Source organism: Gluconobacter japonicus (genome assembly GCF_015244665.1).
Lineage (GTDB): Bacteria > Pseudomonadota > Alphaproteobacteria > Acetobacterales > Acetobacteraceae > Gluconobacter > Gluconobacter japonicus.
Window position 1 is genome coordinate 398,418 of sequence record NZ_JABCQN010000001.1, and the last position, 16,140, is coordinate 414,557.

Consider the following 16,140-nt stretch of genomic DNA (forward strand, 5'->3'; position numbering starts at 1 on the left):
CAGTTTTATGACGCCGTTTGCCAGCCTAGGCCCACGATTGCGACGCGACGTCCAAACGGGGTCTCCTGCAATACTATGACTTCTCTTTCTTCAAGATAAGCGAGCTGACGGCGGGCACGACCCAGAGAATGGGTGCCATAGGCACGGGCCAATGCATCATCGTCCGGGCAGGTTTCCGAATCGAGCGCGGTGCGGGCCAACAACAGGAAGACACCCTGAACATCTTCAGGAAGCGTTGCCGCAATAGCTTCGGCTTTCTGCCAGTCCTCGCTTTCTGCTCTTTCCTGATCCAGACCTGCGCGGATGGTGGCGAGGATACGCTGGAAGCGTCCGAGATCCAGAATGTTGCGTGACAGGCCCTGAATACGGGCGCGCAACTGGAAGTCCTGATATAATGTGGCAAGCGGCTTGTAGTCTGCGCCGTCTTCAGATGCGACGCCAGAAACCATATCCCAGAGCTGTGTGGCATCAACCTCCGTGAGGTCCGCTGTGGCCGCAGGCTCTTCAGCTTCGCGAGTTGCACCATAGGCATCCAGCTGCGCAAGCAGATCAGGTGGTGGCGGGCGCGTCTCCCGACGAGGGCGGGGTGAGAACTCATGAACGGGTTCGAGAATGATGTCCCGCAGATCTTCGGCCACGACGGGTTCCAGAGGAACCAGTACTGGGCCGGTATTATGGCTTGCTGTTTCTACCGGGCCAATGGTTAGAAGTTTTGGTCGACGCGACAGTGCCGGACCAAGAGCCATGAACTGTCCGCGCGCTAGATCCCTGAAAGACTCTGCGGCACGACGTTCCATGCCCAGAAGATCGGCGGCGCGGGCCATATCGATATCCAGGAAGGTTCGGCCCATCAGAAAGTTTGATGCTTCGGCCGCCACGTTCTTGGCCAGCTTGGCGAGACGCTGGGTAGCGATGACACCGGCCAGGCCGCGTTTGCGGCCACGGCACATGAGGTTGGTCATGGCCCCTAGCGAGAGGCGCCGGGCTTCGTCGGATGTATCCCCGCTTGCGACGGGGGCAAAAAGCTGCGCTTCATCCACAACCACGAGAGCTGGATACCAGTGAGCGCGGGGGGCTTCGAACATGCCGTTGAGGAACGCCCCGGCCGCACGAAGCTGCATCTCGGCTTCCACCTGCTCCAGATTGAGGACAACCGATGCACGATGGGCTCTGACACGTTCTCCCGCGGCACGAAGGCTGGCTTCAGACTGATCTTCAACGTCGATCACCAGATGGCCATAGCGCTCCGCTAACGTGACGAAGTCGCCTTCCGGATCGATCATGATCTGCTGGACGAGTGTTGCGGTCTGTTCCAGCAGGCGGCGCAGAAGATGGGATTTGCCCGAGCCGGAGTTGCCCTGAACCAGCAGGCGCGTAGCCAGCAGTTCCGGCAAATCAATGCAGGTGTCTGAGCCGTCGCGGCCCTGTCCGAGAACGATGGATGTCATGGTGTCAGCGGATACCCGAAACTGACGATTCTAGCCACCCAAGGACGCCCTTTGCAGCGGCAAGACCGGTGGAAAAACATCCCTGCAGGAGATAGCCTCCGGTCGGCGCCTCCCAGTCCAGCATTTCTCCGGCAGCGAAAACGCCGGGTCTGGAGCGGATCATGAAATGCTCGTCCAGCGCATCCTGCCGTAATCCGCCCGCTGTAGAGATGGCGCGATCCAGCGTATCTGTTCCGGTCAGAGTGATTGGAAGCGCCTTGAGGGTGTGCGTCAGTTGATGCGGCGTGGCGTCTTTGGGGGTTGCATTGCGCAGGAGTTCGCGGGCTGTGCTGTCCAGAGCGAATGCTTTTCGCAGACGGTTGGAGAGGCTTTCCCGTGGGCGCTGGGCCTGTAATCGTTTCAGGGCTGCGTCTTCAGGGAGGGTGGGGCGCAGGTCCAGTAGAATGGTCGCGCTGCGGTCTCTGGCGATCGCTTCCCGCAGGCGTGCTGAGAGTGCGTAAAGGGCAGAGCCTTCCAGGCCACGCGCAGTGAGTGTCAGGTCTCCACGGGTTGTTTCGTTCTCGAAGAACAGACCAACGGAATGAAGGATGTTGCCTTCGTGTCTGCGTAGAAAATCGTCTGGCCAGTCGGGCGTAAATCCGCAGTTGGCAGGGGCGAAGGGGGCTGTTTCGGCGGCAAGGAGGTCAGCCCATTTTCCGTCTGATCCCAAACGGGACCAGCTTGCGCCACCCATCGCCAGAAGAACGGCATCGGGAGTGGAGGCGACAGTGCCTTCTGGAGTTTCAAAGCGGATGTGTTTGCCATCCCATCCCGTAAAGCGATGGCGGGTCCTGAGGATGACGCCCTGTTTTGCGAGACGTGCCAGCCATGCGCGCAGGAGCGGGGAGGCTTTCATGCTTCTGGGAAAGACGCGCCCTGAACTGCCGCTGAAACAAGGCTGCCCTAACCCTTCTGCCCATTTGCGCAATTGATCCGGCGGGAAAGCGTGTATCGCAGTAGACAACCAACTCTGTGCAGAGCCATAGCGCGCCAGAAAGAGATCCAGAGGTTCGGAATGGGTCAGATTCAGGCCACTTCTGCCCGCCATGAGCAGTTTCCGCCCAACGCTTGGCATCTGCTCGAAGACCTCGACCCGGCATCCGTGGGCTGAAAGGTATTCGGCGGCGAACAGTCCTGCGGGACCTGCGCCAATGATGGCAACGGAAGGGGGGGTAGGGAAGCGGCTCATGGCTGTCTGATTGCCATGAGCCGGGCCGTTTGTCAGGCATTTACGCCTGAGCATGGTTCTGAGGCCGCAGGTTGATCGGCCTCAGGCAGGAGTGTTTTAGAAACCGGCGCTGATGGAGCCGGTTGCTGCGAAGGGAGCCGCGATGGCGTAGGTCGGGGCTGTGCCCTTGACCATGTTGCCGAAGATCCCCTTCGTTGCGATCGCATTTGTCTGCACACCCAGCGGGAAGCCGAGATAGTGCTTGTTGGCAATGTTGGTGATGTTGAGCTTGATGTTCGGGCTCTGCAGGAAGCCAACATTGCGGAAGCGATAGCCAACCGTCAGGTTCATCCGAACATAGGACGGAACAGCTTCGTCATTCATGAAGGTGGAATACTGCTTGGCAACGTATTTCAGGTTGTACGCGCCAAACAGGTTGCCATCGTCGTAATCCAGGTTGAAGCCAACCTGATACTTCGGCGTTTCGGGAGCGAACTTACCCTTGGTTGGCAGGTAATCAATTGCAGTTCCGCTGCCGCCCTTCAGGTTGCTGGTCGTGCGGGCATCCACATACTCAAACGAGACATAGGGGCGAAGGTGGTAGAAGATCGGTCGTGTTCCGATTTCCGCATCCACACCATTTGTCGTCTGACCGCCAGCGTTGATGTTATTGCTGAAATAGTTCGAGCAGGCATCATCCATGCACTGGCTCTGGGAGAAGAACCGGTTCGTAAAGTCGTAATGAAAATACGTAATCGAAGCCATGACGGTCGATCCCGTATAACGCCAGCCTGCTTCTTCAGAAATCGAGATTTCAGGGTTCAGGTTGGTGATGCCGTGCGTCGCATAGCCTGAGCCCTTGTAATAGGCGCCAGCGTCGAACAGGGAGTAGTTCGTTGGCATACGGAAGTTGGTTGCCCCTGAAATGAAGATCTGGTTTTCAGGATTGATCTGGTATCGAATCGAAGCCGTGGGCAGCGGTTCGTAATACGTCTTCTTGATGTAGGGGCCAGTGGATGTATCCGGCAGCATGTTGTGGGCGTCGCGGGTGACGATGGCGTATTTCAGGCCGCCTTCGATTGTGAGCTTGTTGTTCAGCAGTGACAGGCTGTCACCGATGAACATCGTATGCACGCGCGTTTGGGTCAGGTTGTAGCGGTACTGGTACGTCTGACCATTGTTGAAGAGATAGTTTGCCGCGCCACCCCAGATATCCCACGGCGTACCATCAGCACCAATGCCTGTGGCCGGTCCAGTCTGGAGTTGCTTGGAATACTCGAACCAGTAACCAACCATCAGGCGGTTTACACCTGTGGTGAGTGTCAGCTTCGTAACTGCACCAGGACGATAGGTTGTCGTGATGGACGGTTCATATAGCAGGGTGCCTTTGGCAACGCCTTTGCCTTCCAGAGTGCCTCCCATGCTCGTGGCACCATAGCTGGTCGGAACAGCATATGCGCCGCCACCACTGCCGCTGCCGTACCAGAAGTAAGGCGTTTCCGTCAGCGTCAGGTGATCCGTCAGCTTGAAGGTGGACGGCGCACTGACATAGATGTTGGTGAACGGGTTCTGGTGAAACTTGTAATAATCAGCGTCGCCCTTGGTGGTCTTGCCGTCCGGGTCCTTGTACACACCATTATAGACAGTGTTGGAGATCGTTGCGCCCGTATTGTTCTTGAAGGTTGTGCCATTCGGACGGGTGCAGGTTGCGCCAGCAGAGCAGGGGGCGATGTACTTGTCCTTCACGCCCAGCCCATATTCGTCCCAGGACGCCATGTTCACGGAACGGTTCAGGTAGTTGTAGAGACGGTTGCCCACGATCGCGAGAGAGACGCGGTTGCCGTCACCCCAGTCATTTACGATCTTCCCTTCCGCGTGCAGCTTACGGTTCGTCGCTTCGCTGTGAACGGCGTCTTCCGTAGCATACGAGCCGGAGAAATAGGCGCGCAGGTTTGTGTGGCCAATCTTGCCGGTGTCGAGGCGCAGGAAGCCACGGGTATAATCATAAGACCCGTACGACACGTCGAATGCGCCACCTGCCTTCATCTTCGGGTCGATCATGTACATATCGACCACGCCGCCCGTGGCGCTCAGATGCGGGCTGTCCAGATCTGCCGAGCCCTGAGCAAGATTGACCTTTTGAAGGTTTTCGGAATCCACGATTTCCTGGGAATACGTCTGGAAGGAGCCGACGTCGTTGATTGGGAAGCCTTCAAGCGTGAAGCCCATCTGCGTCTGATCAAGGCCGCGGGAGCTCATGTGGCTTCCCGTCAGACCCGCCGGATCGGAAGACGACACGTTGGCGCCCGGAAGCAGGGAGATGAGCTGCATCGGGTCCTGGCCCGGCGCCTGCTTTTCGATGAAGTCGCGAGACACGCTGGAGACGGATTTTGCTGCGTCCTGCTTTTGCATCAGGCCGCCGCCGACATCACGACGTGTCACGCCATCAAAATACTTGCGATGCCCACTGACCGCGACATGCTCTTCATGAACCTCATCGGTCGGTGCGGTATTGCCCATCATGGACGGTGCGGCAGCAGCTTCCTGGTGGCGGGCTGGTTTGTGATCGGGAACGGAAGGAGCAGTGGCCGCCAGCGCAGGGGCGGTCCCCAGAGCAATAAGCGCGGATGTTGAAAGCAGGCGTGCAAGGCGCATCAGGAAGATGGTCTTTCTCGGATAGTGAAATAGGCGAGAGGCAAAAACCATGCTTTGTCACAATCATCAACAGTCTGACATGTGAAACATTACGACATAAAAAATCGTGATATTTCCGCAACAAAATAGGGTTGGAAAGCTTGCTTTGAGTGCGGAGGGATCTGCGCGCTATAAGTGGTCACTGCTGACGTTCGGAGATTTAGAAAATGCAGAACGCAATCCAGCGCCGGGTCGCTCAGGGACAGGGGCGTGAACCAGCCGATCTGGTGATCCGGAACGTCCGCCTGTTCGATCTTGTAACGGGCGAGCTTGTACCGACGGACATCGCACTCTGCGGAGACCGGATTGTCGGCACTTATGGAGATTATGAGGGCCGCGTTACGATTGAGGGCAACGGGCGCATTGCTGTCCCCGGTTTTATCGACACGCATCTGCATGTTGAATCATCGCTCGTCACACCGTTCGAGTTTGACCGCTGTGTGCTTCCCCATGGTGTAACGACAGCCATTTGCGACCCGCATGAAATGGCGAATGTGCTGGGGCGTGCCGCTTTTGAGTACTTTCTGGCAGCCGCAGAACGGACAGTGATGGACCTGCGGGTCAATCTGTCGAGCTGTGTTCCTGCAACCCCGATGGAAACATCGGGTGCAACGCTGGATGCGGCCGATCTTGTGGCCTATCGCGATCATCCAAAGGTCATTGGGCTTGCGGAGTTCATGAATATCCCGGGTGTGCTGAATGGTGATCCGGGATGTCTGGATAAGCTGGCGGCTTTTGCTGGTGGCCATATTGATGGCCATGCACCGTTGATGCGCGGCAAGGCTCTGAACGGATATCTTGCAGCAGGCATTTCTACGGATCATGAGGCGACGGCTGCTGCGGAAGCTTTGGAAAAAGTCCGGAAAGGCATGACAGTTCTGATCCGTGAAGGATCGGTCTGCAAGGATCTGGAAGCTCTGGTGCCCCTCCTTAATGTGGCGACATCTCCGTTTTTCGCGTTCTGCACAGACGACCGGAACCCACTCGAAATCGCGCATGAGGGCCATCTGGATTTTCTGATCCGCCGGGCAATCGAACTGGGTGTCGAGCCTCTGGCTGCCTATCGTGCTGCGTCGCTGTCTGCTGCCAATGCATTCGGTCTGCGGGATCGCGGACAGATCGCGCCAGGCAAGCGGGCAGATATCGTGTTGTTGGATGATCTGGAGAAATGTCTGGTCTCAGATGTGATTTCTGCAGGACGGTTGGTCAGCGACGATCTGTTCGCACAACGTGACATTATCCCGCCTGTTGGGCTTGGAAGCGTGAAGCTTCCTGGAGCGGTGACGGCTGCAGATATGGAAATTCATGGATCTGGCGTGGATCGCCCAGTGATGGGAATTATTCCGGGGCAAATCATTACAGAGTATCTGCGTCTTACTCTACCTGAAGCGGAGGGTCAGGTGCTGCCTGATCTGAAAGCGGATGTTACGAAGGTCTGCGTCGTCGCGCGTCACGGGCATAACGACAATATCGGACGAGGATTCGTGAAAGGGTTTGGCCTCAGACATGGCGCGCTGGCGTCGTCTGTCGGGCATGACAGTCACAATATTTGTGTTGTGGGCACCAATGATGCCGATATGGCGGTTGCCGTAAACCGGCTGGAAGAAACGGGTGGCGGTTTTATCGCGGTGCGTGATGGTCAGGTTCTGGCTGAACTGCGGCTGCCTGTCGCCGGTCTGATGAGTGATGCGCCGTTCGAGCAGGTTCGGGACGACCTGATTGTTCTGCGCAAGGCCTCAAAGGAGATGGGGGTGTCTTTGGAGGAGCCGTTCCTGCAACTGGCTTTCCTGCCTTTGCCGGTCATTCCTCATCTCAAGATCACGGATCTTGGCATGATCGATGTTCGGACCATGGAATTCGTATAATGCAAAAAAAGCCCGCCTCTCTGCAGAGAGGCGGGCTTTTTCGACAATCCTGAAGGATGTCCTCAGTGCGTGGATGCACCAGTCGCATTCGCGATGCCCTGCTGGGCGCTCGTTGCTGCGTTGGACGTCGCATGACCTACGGCGCTAACGTCCTGACCCGCGCCACGCGTCGTGTTGCAAGCGGACAGGGAGACTGCCGTTCCCGTCAGCAGAGCAGAAACGAGCATCAGGCGGGCGAACGTGGATTTACGGTTGTTGGTCATGCTGGCATGTCCTTCTTCTGAATGTTTCAGTTCGGACATAACTGCCTGTCTTGCCCGAAAGTTGCGTTTTCTTTTTTCGCGATGCTCGGAAAATGGGATGTCTGCGAGGCGTTATGGTGGGCACACTGATTTCCAGTTATCGAAATCTCACAAATCACATAAAATTATGATGATGTAACTAATTTAATGTTATATATGGGGCGAATAAACCAGTCGTCGTATGGCGAAGGGGTAATTCTTTCCTTTCAGCGGCATGTCCTGCGCGGGTGCCGGAGTTCCTTTCCATGAGTGATGCAACATTTCACGCTCAACCCGTTGCGGTACGTCCTCCGATGGTCGGACGTATGCTGCTGGCTGTCGCGTTGGCGGCCATTGCGGGACTGATGTTCGGCTTGGATATCGGTGTGATTTCCGGTGCTCTGGGCTTCATCAAGACCGAGTTTCAGGCCTCTGATTTCGAGCTGTCCTGGATTGTGTCGTCCATGATGGTCGGTGCGACGGTTGGCGCCCTTCTCGCAGGGCGCATGTCCTATGCGCTGGGGCGTCGCAAGTCCCTGACCTACAGCGCGGCCATGTTTGTCATCGGGGCAATCCTCTGCGCTGTTGCACACTCGGTGGCCATTCTGATCATCGGACGCGCCATTCTTGGCCTGGCAATCGGTATCGCCAGTTTTGTCGCTCCGCTCTACATTTCCGAAATCGCGGATGAGAGCCGTCGCGGCAGCCTGATTTCGATGTATCAGCTGATGATCACCACCGGCATTCTTCTGGCCTTCGTATCCAATGCTGTTCTGTCTTACAGCGGCTCATGGCGCTGGATGCTGGGCATTGTTGGTGTTCCGGGAGCGCTGTTCCTGATCGGCTCCCTGTTCCTGCCGGACAGCCCACGCTGGCTCATGCTGCGCGGTCGGGATGAGGAAGCCTTGAAGACCCTCAGCACGCTGCGCCATACGCATCAGCATGCTCATGCGGAAATCCAGAATATTCGGGACCAGTTGAATTCGCAGGCCAAACAGCGTGGTCTGGCCATGTTCCTTGAAAACCCGAACTTCCGCCGGTCTGTCATGTTGGGGATTGGCCTGCAGGTCGTGCAGCAGTTCACAGGCATCAACGTGGTCATGTACTATGCCCCACGAATTTTCGCAGAAGTCGGGTTCGGCCAGGATGGTCAGATGTGGGGAACGGCAACGGTTGGTCTGGTGAACTGCCTTGCGACCTTCATCGCCATTGCTTTTGCTGACCGTTGGGGCCGCCGTCCGATGCTGATCGCCGGATTTGCCATTATGGCTGCTGGGCTCGGGATTCTGGCCATGCTGATGGGAATGGGCGACCATGCAAGCTCCCTGACTCATTACCTCGCAATCTCGGTTCTTCTTTGCTTCATCGCGGGCTTTGCCTTCTCTGCTGGCCCCCTGATTTGGATCCTGTGCGCTGAAGTGCAGCCTCTTCAGGGCCGTGATTTCGGGATTACCTGCTCAACCGTGACCAACTGGGGAACGAACATCATCGTCGGTGCGACATTCCTTGGCCTGTTGAGCACGCTTGGCTCTTCAAACACCTTCTGGCTCTATGCCGGTTTGAACGCCCTGTTCATCATCGTGACGCTGCTGTTTGTCCCTGAAACGAAGGGTGTTTCTCTGGAGACGATCGAAAATCGCCTCAACCATGGTTACCGTCTGCGGGATATCGGGCGGTAAAGATTTCTCCGTTTCTCATGAAAAAGGCCTTTCCGTTTCGGGAGAGGCCTTTTTTGTACTAGGGAGTTTTTCGGATGGCTCAGGCCGGATTGATGGCGACTGTGGCTTCACTGGTCAGCACGCGGAAGGTGAAGCTTTCCTGGATGTAAAGTTCAACCGTCTCGGCAGTATGGCCCAGATAGCCGATCGAGAAATCCTGCCCGATATCGAGTGCCAGATCACCGCCACGTGTTGTGACAACAAACGCGCCTTCAATGGCAGGCGCCCAGATGATCTTGCCGTCGATCATGCTCTCAAGATGTCTGCGGACCGGATACCCATCATCATCGCCACCGCTGACAGCCTGATAGGCTTTGGCACCGAGAACGATGGAATAGGGTCCGTTGACGCCTGCCAGACGCAGTTCGTTCAGGGCATCAGCGATGACGTGGGAATAGTCCTGAATGCTTGCTGGAAGTGTGAGAGGCGTGTTGGACGTTGCTTCGCGGATACCCTTGATGCCCGCAGGGGCGTAGCCGTTGAAAATGGCGCGGTCTTCAGCAAACGCGATCTTCTGGGCGGCATCCTTGACGGGCTGCCAGTCGGAATCTTCTGACCCTCTGTCCACAGCATCGATTTCAGCACGCGAAAGCGTAAAAGGGACGCGCAGTTCGACAACGGGAAGAACCTGACGCAGGGACGCACTGACTCCGTCGTTCGGAGCCTCGATGCTGATCACGCGACCCGTCTCAACGGCGGAAAACTTTTCGCCCTTGGGCTCGGATGTGTCCACGATGCGGCGACCGGCCAGATGGCGGCGCAGCGTGCGGGAGGCTTCATCCTCGATCTGCGCCCAAGCGGCTGTCGAAATCGGGGCGAGATGACGGTGGAGATTGTTCATGTCAGTGATCCTCTTTCAACGAACCGATACCTAGTGAGCCGGATGGTTTTGAAGCTGTGGTGGCTTGCGCGGGAGCAGGGGACTGTTCAGCCGAAGGGGCAGGCATGTCCGGAGCATTATCCAGAAAGTCCGCCGTGGGAATGAAGAAGAGATTGCCTGTAACGGCGCGGCTGACGTCCAGAATGCGATCGTAATTACCGACCGGCTTTCCGATGAACATGTTACGGAGCATCTGTTCGATACGGGACGGGGATTTGGCGTATCCAATGAAGTACGTGCCGTATTCCCCTTTGCCGACTTCACCGAACGGCATGTTGTCCCGCACGATCTGAAGCTGCTCGCCGTTTTCTTCAATGTTGGTCAGAACATTATGGGCGTAACTGGGTTTTTCGGCTTCGCGCAGTTCGATATCCGACAGCTTCTTTCGACCAATGATGTGTTCCTGCACTTCCGTCGGAATGGCGTTCCATTTTTTCAGGTCGTGCAGGTATTTCTGGATGATGACGTAGCTGCCGCCCGCAAAATCCGGGTCTTCATCGCCAATCAGTGTGCAGTCGAGCGCCGCCTGACCGGATGGGTTTTCCGTTCCATCCACAAAGCCGAGCAGGTCGCGCTCATCGAAATATTTAAAGCCATGAACTTCATCGATGATCTTGCCTGCGCCTTCCAGTCTGGACGCGATCGTGGCGGCCATTTCAAAGCACAGATCCATGCGGGCTGCGCGGATGTGGAACAGCATGTCGCCGGGCGTGGACGGGGCGTCATGAACGCCGCTGATAGCCTCGAACGGGTGAAGACCCTTGGGCATGGGAGCGCTGAACAGTCGCGTCCATGCGTCTGCGCCAATGCCCGTTACACAGGAGAGGCGCCCATCGGGAATACGAAAGCCGACGCCGCGAACCAGGGAGGACATGTCCCCGAGCAACTCGCGGATCTGCGTGCCGTCGGAAAGAGTTTCATCCAGTGTCGCGACAAGGAAAACAGAGGCACTGGTCAGTGTTGCTGCGACAGGTTGAGGATTCTGCAAGGCTCTCAGATCTTCTTTACAAAGTGTTGAAGCGTTCTGAGATCACCATAGGAGGGAAACGGATTAAGGCAAGGTTCTGACCCTTACCACTTGTCCTTCGAGCCGCCACCGCCGGAATCTCCGCCGCCGGATCTGTAGCTGTTCCGGTTCCCGGAGTTGCCGCTTCCGCGAGAGTTATTGCGGGCGGCGGCGGAGAGAATGTTGATAAGGAGGTTCAAAAGAACATCCCATGGAACACTGATAAGAAAGCGGTCCAGTCTGGACAGAGGCTCGCCCCGGCTCGCTCGGCGTTGCGCCCGGATCGCGAAGACGGTTCCGACAAGGAACAATAGAAGTCCACCACCGCCAAGAAGCATGTCCGTGCTGGAAAAGCTGACGGCTTCGTCAGGCGCTGCGGTTTCCTGCATTGTAGTATCGCTCTTGCGCAGGGTTTCGCCGATTGTATCGACCATGCCGTTTAGTGCTGCAGCATAGTGTCCGGCTTTCAGGTCGGGTCGCGCCGCAACGAGAATGGTGTGTGTCTGAAGATCTGTCAGATCGCCTTCAAAGCCATACCCGACTTCAATGCGGGACTGTGTGTCCGGAATATCCAGAACGATCAGCAGACCATTGTCCTGCCCTTTCTGCCCGATGCCCGAAGCATGGAAAGTCTCATTGGCATACTGGTCGATGTCCTCCACATGGCCGGGAAGATCGATCAGGATATGCGGGTGGCTCGGGAGCGTTTCGCGGAGGGTCGTGAGTTTGTCGACCAGCTGATCCCGTTCTGCGTTTGACAGGACATTGTGCGGGTCAGTGACAAGCTGGGTCAGTGGGGCTGCTCCTGCTGTGCCAGCCAGAGAAAAGCACAGCAGGGCGAGCGCGCAGAACACAGCATGCAGAATGCGCGTGAGCGGCGGACGGGTCATGGTCAGCACAGTCTGCATGGTAGTTCTGTCAGGTCAGTGTTTTGAAAAATCGACGACGGGCGGCGTCTGGGCAGCCGGTGAGGCTTCGTAATAGACGCGCTGGTGATAGCCCATCACGCCGGCGAGAAGGTTGCCAGGGAAGTGCATGACCGTTTGGTTGTAGGACAGAATGGCCTGCTGAAGGCGCTGACGAGCCACGGTAATGCGGTTCTGTGTGCCTTCAAGCTGCACCATCAGGCTTGAGAAGTTCTGGTTGGCCTGAAGCTGCGGGGACTGCTCGGCAACGGCGGTGATGGCCTTGATCTCCTGAGCGTTGCGCGTCTGGGCATCCAGAATCTTCTTCTGAAGAGCTTCGTCACTGACCGAACGGGGATCAATACGATTCAGCGGTGTTTCACCGGAGCGGGCAGCGGCGTAGTCGGTCAGGGTGTCATGCTCATGTGTGGCATAGCCTTTGACCGTGTTGACTAGGTTGGGAATCAGGTCTGACTGGCGCTGCACTTCGTTCTGAAGCTGGCCCATCTGTTCCTGAACGCGCTGATCCGCACCCATGAAGCGATTGTAGTTCGATCCCATCAGGATGATGAGCCCGATGACCAGAATCGCCGGAATGAGAAGTTTTTTCATCAAGAGTCCTCTGAAATCAAAAATCGGATCATCACTCTGACGTTAGAAGAAAGAGCCAGTCGTGAGGGTCTGTTCCTGAGATCTTTACAACAGATTGGACTGAACGAAAAAACGTTTCTTTTTCGTGTACGATGAAACCCGAAGTATTGGGTCCGTTTGCTACGTTATATCATGGTGAAGCATTGGTTTTATTTGAAGTTCTGGCGGTCTTTTGCGGGGCCGGGAGCCTGTCACGGGGAAGGGCTTTCAAGCATCTGGTATCACGCGCAATCATGCGGCATTAAGGCGGCATGAAACTGCGCTTCGCCCCTTCGCCTACGGGCTATCTTCATGTTGGCAATGCCCGTCAGGCTGTGGCCAACTTCCTGTTTGCCCGTCGTCATGGCGGCAAGTTCCTGCTGCGGATCGACGATACGGACGTCGCACGGAGCAAGCCTGAGTATGAGGATGCCATCCGCAAGGATCTTGCGTGGCTTGGCTTGGACTGGGATGAAGAAGCCCGTCAGTCCTCGCGGATGGAGCGGTATGCAGCGGCGATCGACAAGCTGAAAGCGTCTGGTCGGCTATATCCGTGTTTCGAGACGGAATACGAGCTGAACGCCAAGCGCGAGATGCGCATTCGGGCTGGCAAGGCACCGATCTATGATCGCGCCATGCTGAAACTGACGCCGGATCAGCGCGCGCGCGCGGAAGCCAATGGCAAGACGCCGCACTGGCGCTTCAAGCTGACGGATGGCAGCCGCAAGTGGCAGGATCTCGTCATGGACGACTGCTCCGTCAAGCTGACGGCAATCTCCGATCCAGTCCTGATCCGCGCGGATGGCACGATCCTCTATACGCTCGCCTCTGTCGTTGACGATCTGGAAATGGGCATCACGCATATCGTCCGCGGCGAAGACCATCTGACGAATACGGGTGTTCAGATCGACATTGCTGAAGCTCTGGGTGCAAAGCCGGATCGCTTCACGTTTGCGCATCTGCCGCTGCTGCTGGATTCCGATGGTGGCAAGCTGTCTAAGCGTTTTGATGCGCTGGGCCTGAAATCGTTGCGTCAGGATGGGATCGAGCCGATGTCCATCGTGGCGTATCTGGCGCGCGTTGGTACGTCTGATGATCCGGAAGTCATGACGATGGAAGAGGCCATTGCGGCCTACGAAATCTCCCATGTCTCCAAGTCTGCAGCGCGGTTCGATATGCGCCAGCTGCTTGCTCTGAACCGCAAGGCTCTGCACAACCTGCCGTTCTCGGTCGCCAAGGCCCATCTTCCGGCTGAGGCGACGGAAGAGTTCTGGAATGCGGTGCGTGGCAATGTCGATCTGACGGCAGAAATCCCGCATTGGTGGGATGTGACGCAGGGCACGATCGTCCCTCCGTCACAGCCGGAAGACCGTGAGTTCCTGCAACAGGCGCTCGAGACTCTTCCCGCTGAGCCTTGGGGGGAAGACACCTGGAAGGATTGGACGACAGCTCTGAAGGACAAGTCAGGTCGAAAGGGTAAAGCCCTGTTCATGCCGCTCCGTCTGGCGCTGACGGGGGAGGACAATGGGCCGGAACTGCATGTTCTGCTGGGCCTGATGGGCCATGCGCGGACTGTGTCACGTCTTCAGGACGCTATTGGCGCGTGATTTAGGATGGGAATGCCCTTTGATTGGGGGCATTCCCAATGTCGAGTCTTAGATTGGCTCGACGCTCCAGAAAGCTTCCCAGCTTTCGCCGGGCTGGAGATGAAGCAGACCCGGCTTTTCTGAAAAATCTCCGGCGAAACCAACGGGTGTGGCGTAGCCGTACCAAGGCTCGATGCACAGGAAACCTGCGCCCGGCTTGGTCCAGATGCCAAGATCCTTGAACCCGTCCCAGCGGACGCGCAGGCCGCTGCTGTCCGGGCCTGTGAAATCGACGGCCTTGCTATGGGCATCCAGCATGATGATGGCATCAGCTTCGAACAGGGTGTCTGCCAGCGGAAGAACACGATCCGTGATTGGGGAAGGGACGCCCTCTGGTAGCAGACCGTCCGGACTGATGCGCCGGATCTGAGCGGCTTCGGCCTTCTCGAAAGTCAGGCGATGCCCGGCGCGTCCGGCGTCAGGATTGAGTGGCCACATGAACGCCGGATGCACGCCAAGCGAGGCATGAAGCGTAGCGTCTTCAGAGGGATTGGTCAGAACATAGCCGACATGCAGGCCGGTTTCTTCCATCCGGTAGATGAGATGCAGGCGGAATGCAGCGGGAAACAGAGTTCGCGTGTCGGGAGTATCTTCCAGTTCCAGAACACAGCCGGTTTCCGTGCGCTCCAGCCAGCGGAAGGTCATGTCACGGGCGAAGCCATGTTGCTTCAGTGTGACCGGTTTTCCGTCAAGGGTGGTGTTTTCAGGAGGCTTGCCGACGATCGGAAACAGGACCGGAGAATGACGCTCCCAAGCGGGGCCAGCATTCCAGAGGAGGTCCTGGCCAGAAGCCGTGCGGAGGGAGATCAACTCGGCGCCATGAGCGGAAACAGTTGCCGTTAGGCCATTTTTTCCAAAGCTGTGCTGGGTGTCAGACATGGTGATGGTGCCTTTCATGCGCTGTGGACGGATCAATCGGTTCGTGGTCCCCGTGTTCGGTTGTGTGGAACCGGGTGAAGTCGACCTCGACCCTGCCGTCCGGGCGGTGATGGATCATGTCCGAGAAACGGTATCCGTGTTTCACATGGCCGATCTCGTAGGCATGTCGTGCGAAGAGTGTCTGGGAGGAGATTTCGTCTGTCCCATCCATCGTGATGATGATCTCTGCATTCTGGTCAATGAGCGTGTCTGCGGACAGGCCATAAAGCGGGCTGGTCTCATCAATCATGTGTGTGGCGTTCAGGCTGATCCGGAAGATGGGCACATGGGACTGGATCAGCGTGAGCCTGTCGAAACGGCGCACCAGTCGGCCATGGTCGTCCGGCATCAGGCGCGTCAGGGTCATTTCAACATTGGCGGACAGGATCAGCGTGCGACGACGATTGGCGATGCGGATGGTAAGTGTCGGGATCAGATCATCGTAAGACACGACAGCAACATGGCTGAACAGGATACGGGCCCGGGGCCGGGAAAAACGTGCAAAGACCAACCCTGTGGCAAGCGCGTTGAGCATCATCCCGGCGAGCACTTCGAAAGACACGATGGTGTTGGTCAGCCGTCCGACTGGGGCCATTGTGCCGTATCCGACGGTTGAAATCGTCTGAACGCTGAAGAACACGTCATCAAGGAAATCCCCATGTGGGACGCCGCTGACGCTGTTGGGAATGACGTAATAAAGAGCAGCAAAACCAATATTGATGACAAGATAAAGCATCAGGGACGACCAGAAAAAGGCGGTCCATGTCATGGTCATCAGGTGATGGTAGAGGTCTCCGAAGGAACCGTCCTTCAAGCCGGTGCGGATAATATCGCCCCGGCCGTTTTCTTCCAGAACATGGGCCCGGATACGGTTGGCCGTTTCGACCACCAGCGCCTCAGGCCGTGGATGCATCCGTTGCCTGTGTCGCCAGTGGATCATTG

At 57.1% G+C, this 16,140-nt stretch carries 13 protein-coding genes; 3 read left to right on the plus strand and 10 right to left on the minus strand.

Annotation, left to right across the window (positions count from 1 at the left end; genetic code table 11):
* Positions 1-5: 5 nt before the first annotated feature.
* From HKD32_RS01805 to HKD32_RS01815, 3 genes are all read right to left on the minus strand, one after another.
* The gene (locus tag HKD32_RS01805; RefSeq protein WP_194257400.1) at positions 6-1,448 is read right to left on the minus strand and encodes an ATP-binding protein; all 1,443 of its coding nucleotides are present in this window, start codon (positions 1,446-1,448) and stop codon (positions 6-8) included.
* Positions 1,449-1,452: 4 nt separating this feature from the next.
* Positions 1,453-2,676 (minus strand): TIGR03862 family flavoprotein, encoded by a 1,224-nt coding sequence (locus HKD32_RS01810; protein WP_194257401.1) that lies wholly within the window; start codon positions 2,674-2,676, stop codon positions 1,453-1,455.
* Positions 2,677-2,772: 96 nt separating this feature from the next.
* The gene (locus HKD32_RS01815) at positions 2,773-5,310 is read right to left on the minus strand and encodes a TonB-dependent receptor (RefSeq protein WP_194257402.1); all 2,538 of its coding nucleotides are present in this window, start codon (positions 5,308-5,310) and stop codon (positions 2,773-2,775) included.
* Positions 5,311-5,516: 206 nt separating this feature from the next.
* On the opposite strand from HKD32_RS01815, the gene ade reads away from it, so the two are divergent.
* A complete protein-coding gene (gene ade, locus HKD32_RS01820) occupies positions 5,517-7,214 on the plus strand; it encodes an adenine deaminase (protein WP_194257403.1) in 1,698 nt (565 codons plus the stop codon).
* 62 nt (positions 7,215-7,276) lie between these two features.
* Here the strand turns inward: ade and HKD32_RS01825 are convergent, their stop codons facing one another.
* Positions 7,277-7,516: an entericidin A/B family lipoprotein gene (locus tag HKD32_RS01825; RefSeq protein WP_010501157.1), complete on the minus strand. Its 240-nt coding sequence runs from the start codon at positions 7,514-7,516 to the stop codon at positions 7,277-7,279.
* A 245-nt stretch (positions 7,517-7,761) separates the two neighbouring features.
* On the opposite strand from HKD32_RS01825, the gene HKD32_RS01830 reads away from it, so the two are divergent.
* Positions 7,762-9,174 carry a sugar porter family MFS transporter gene (locus HKD32_RS01830; protein ID WP_061932543.1) on the plus strand — a complete coding sequence of 471 codons (1,413 nt, stop codon included), beginning with the start codon at positions 7,762-7,764 and terminating at the stop codon, positions 9,172-9,174.
* Positions 9,175-9,253: 79 nt separating this feature from the next.
* Here HKD32_RS01830 and HKD32_RS01835 read toward each other — a convergent pair whose 3' ends face one another.
* From HKD32_RS01835 to HKD32_RS01850, 4 genes are all read right to left on the minus strand, one after another.
* Positions 9,254-10,054: a family 1 encapsulin nanocompartment shell protein gene (locus HKD32_RS01835; RefSeq protein WP_194257404.1), complete on the minus strand. Its 801-nt coding sequence runs from the start codon at positions 10,052-10,054 to the stop codon at positions 9,254-9,256.
* Position 10,055: 1 nt separating this feature from the next.
* A complete protein-coding gene (locus HKD32_RS01840; RefSeq protein WP_194257405.1) occupies positions 10,056-11,081 on the minus strand; it encodes a Dyp-type peroxidase in 1,026 nt (341 codons plus the stop codon).
* Positions 11,082-11,164: 83 nt separating this feature from the next.
* Positions 11,165-12,007, minus strand: coding sequence for a TPM domain-containing protein (locus HKD32_RS01845; protein WP_194257406.1), 843 nt, complete (start codon positions 12,005-12,007; stop codon positions 11,165-11,167).
* A 15-nt stretch (positions 12,008-12,022) separates the two neighbouring features.
* Entirely contained in the window at positions 12,023-12,616 is a 594-nt protein-coding gene (locus tag HKD32_RS01850; protein ID WP_007282522.1) for a LemA family protein, read from the minus strand.
* 290 nt (positions 12,617-12,906) lie between these two features.
* Here HKD32_RS01850 and gltX point away from each other — a divergent pair, with 290 nt between their 5' ends.
* Positions 12,907-14,241: a glutamate--tRNA ligase gene (gene gltX / locus HKD32_RS01855; protein ID WP_194257407.1), complete on the plus strand. Its 1,335-nt coding sequence runs from the start codon at positions 12,907-12,909 to the stop codon at positions 14,239-14,241.
* 48 nt (positions 14,242-14,289) lie between these two features.
* On the opposite strand, the gene HKD32_RS01860 is transcribed toward gltX, so the two are convergent.
* Both HKD32_RS01860 and HKD32_RS01865 read right to left on the minus strand, forming a co-directional pair.
* Positions 14,290-15,159: an aldose 1-epimerase family protein gene (locus HKD32_RS01860; RefSeq protein ID WP_228118690.1), complete on the minus strand. Its 870-nt coding sequence runs from the start codon at positions 15,157-15,159 to the stop codon at positions 14,290-14,292.
* Positions 15,152-16,138, minus strand: coding sequence for an ion channel (locus tag HKD32_RS01865; protein ID WP_228118691.1), 987 nt, complete (start codon positions 16,136-16,138; stop codon positions 15,152-15,154). The genes HKD32_RS01860 and HKD32_RS01865 overlap by 8 nt, the downstream gene beginning before the upstream one ends.
* Between the last annotated feature and the right edge of the window lie 2 nt (positions 16,139-16,140).

Coding starts and splice junctions, on each gene's coding strand:
- HKD32_RS01845 (WP_194257406.1), bottom strand. CDS start 12,007: ATGCAGACTGTGCTGACCATGACCCGTCCGCCGCTCACGCGCATTCTG.
- HKD32_RS01860 (WP_228118690.1), bottom strand. CDS start 15,159: ATGTCTGACACCCAGCACAGCTTTGGAAAAAATGGCCTAACGGCAACT.
- HKD32_RS01805 (WP_194257400.1), bottom strand. CDS start 1,448: ATGACATCCATCGTTCTCGGACAGGGCCGCGACGGCTCAGACACCTGC.
- HKD32_RS01825 (WP_010501157.1), bottom strand. CDS start 7,516: ATGTCCGAACTGAAACATTCAGAAGAAGGACATGCCAGCATGACCAAC.
- HKD32_RS01835 (WP_194257404.1), bottom strand. CDS start 10,054: ATGAACAATCTCCACCGTCATCTCGCCCCGATTTCGACAGCCGCTTGG.
- HKD32_RS01815 (WP_194257402.1), bottom strand. CDS start 5,310: ATGCGCCTTGCACGCCTGCTTTCAACATCCGCGCTTATTGCTCTGGGG.
- gltX (WP_194257407.1), top strand. CDS start 12,907: ATGAAACTGCGCTTCGCCCCTTCGCCTACGGGCTATCTTCATGTTGGC.
- HKD32_RS01850 (WP_007282522.1), bottom strand. CDS start 12,616: ATGAAAAAACTTCTCATTCCGGCGATTCTGGTCATCGGGCTCATCATC.
- HKD32_RS01830 (WP_061932543.1), top strand. CDS start 7,762: ATGAGTGATGCAACATTTCACGCTCAACCCGTTGCGGTACGTCCTCCG.
- ade (WP_194257403.1), top strand. CDS start 5,517: ATGCAGAACGCAATCCAGCGCCGGGTCGCTCAGGGACAGGGGCGTGAA.
- HKD32_RS01810 (WP_194257401.1), bottom strand. CDS start 2,676: ATGAGCCGCTTCCCTACCCCCCCTTCCGTTGCCATCATTGGCGCAGGT.
- HKD32_RS01865 (WP_228118691.1), bottom strand. CDS start 16,138: ATGATCCACTGGCGACACAGGCAACGGATGCATCCACGGCCTGAGGCG.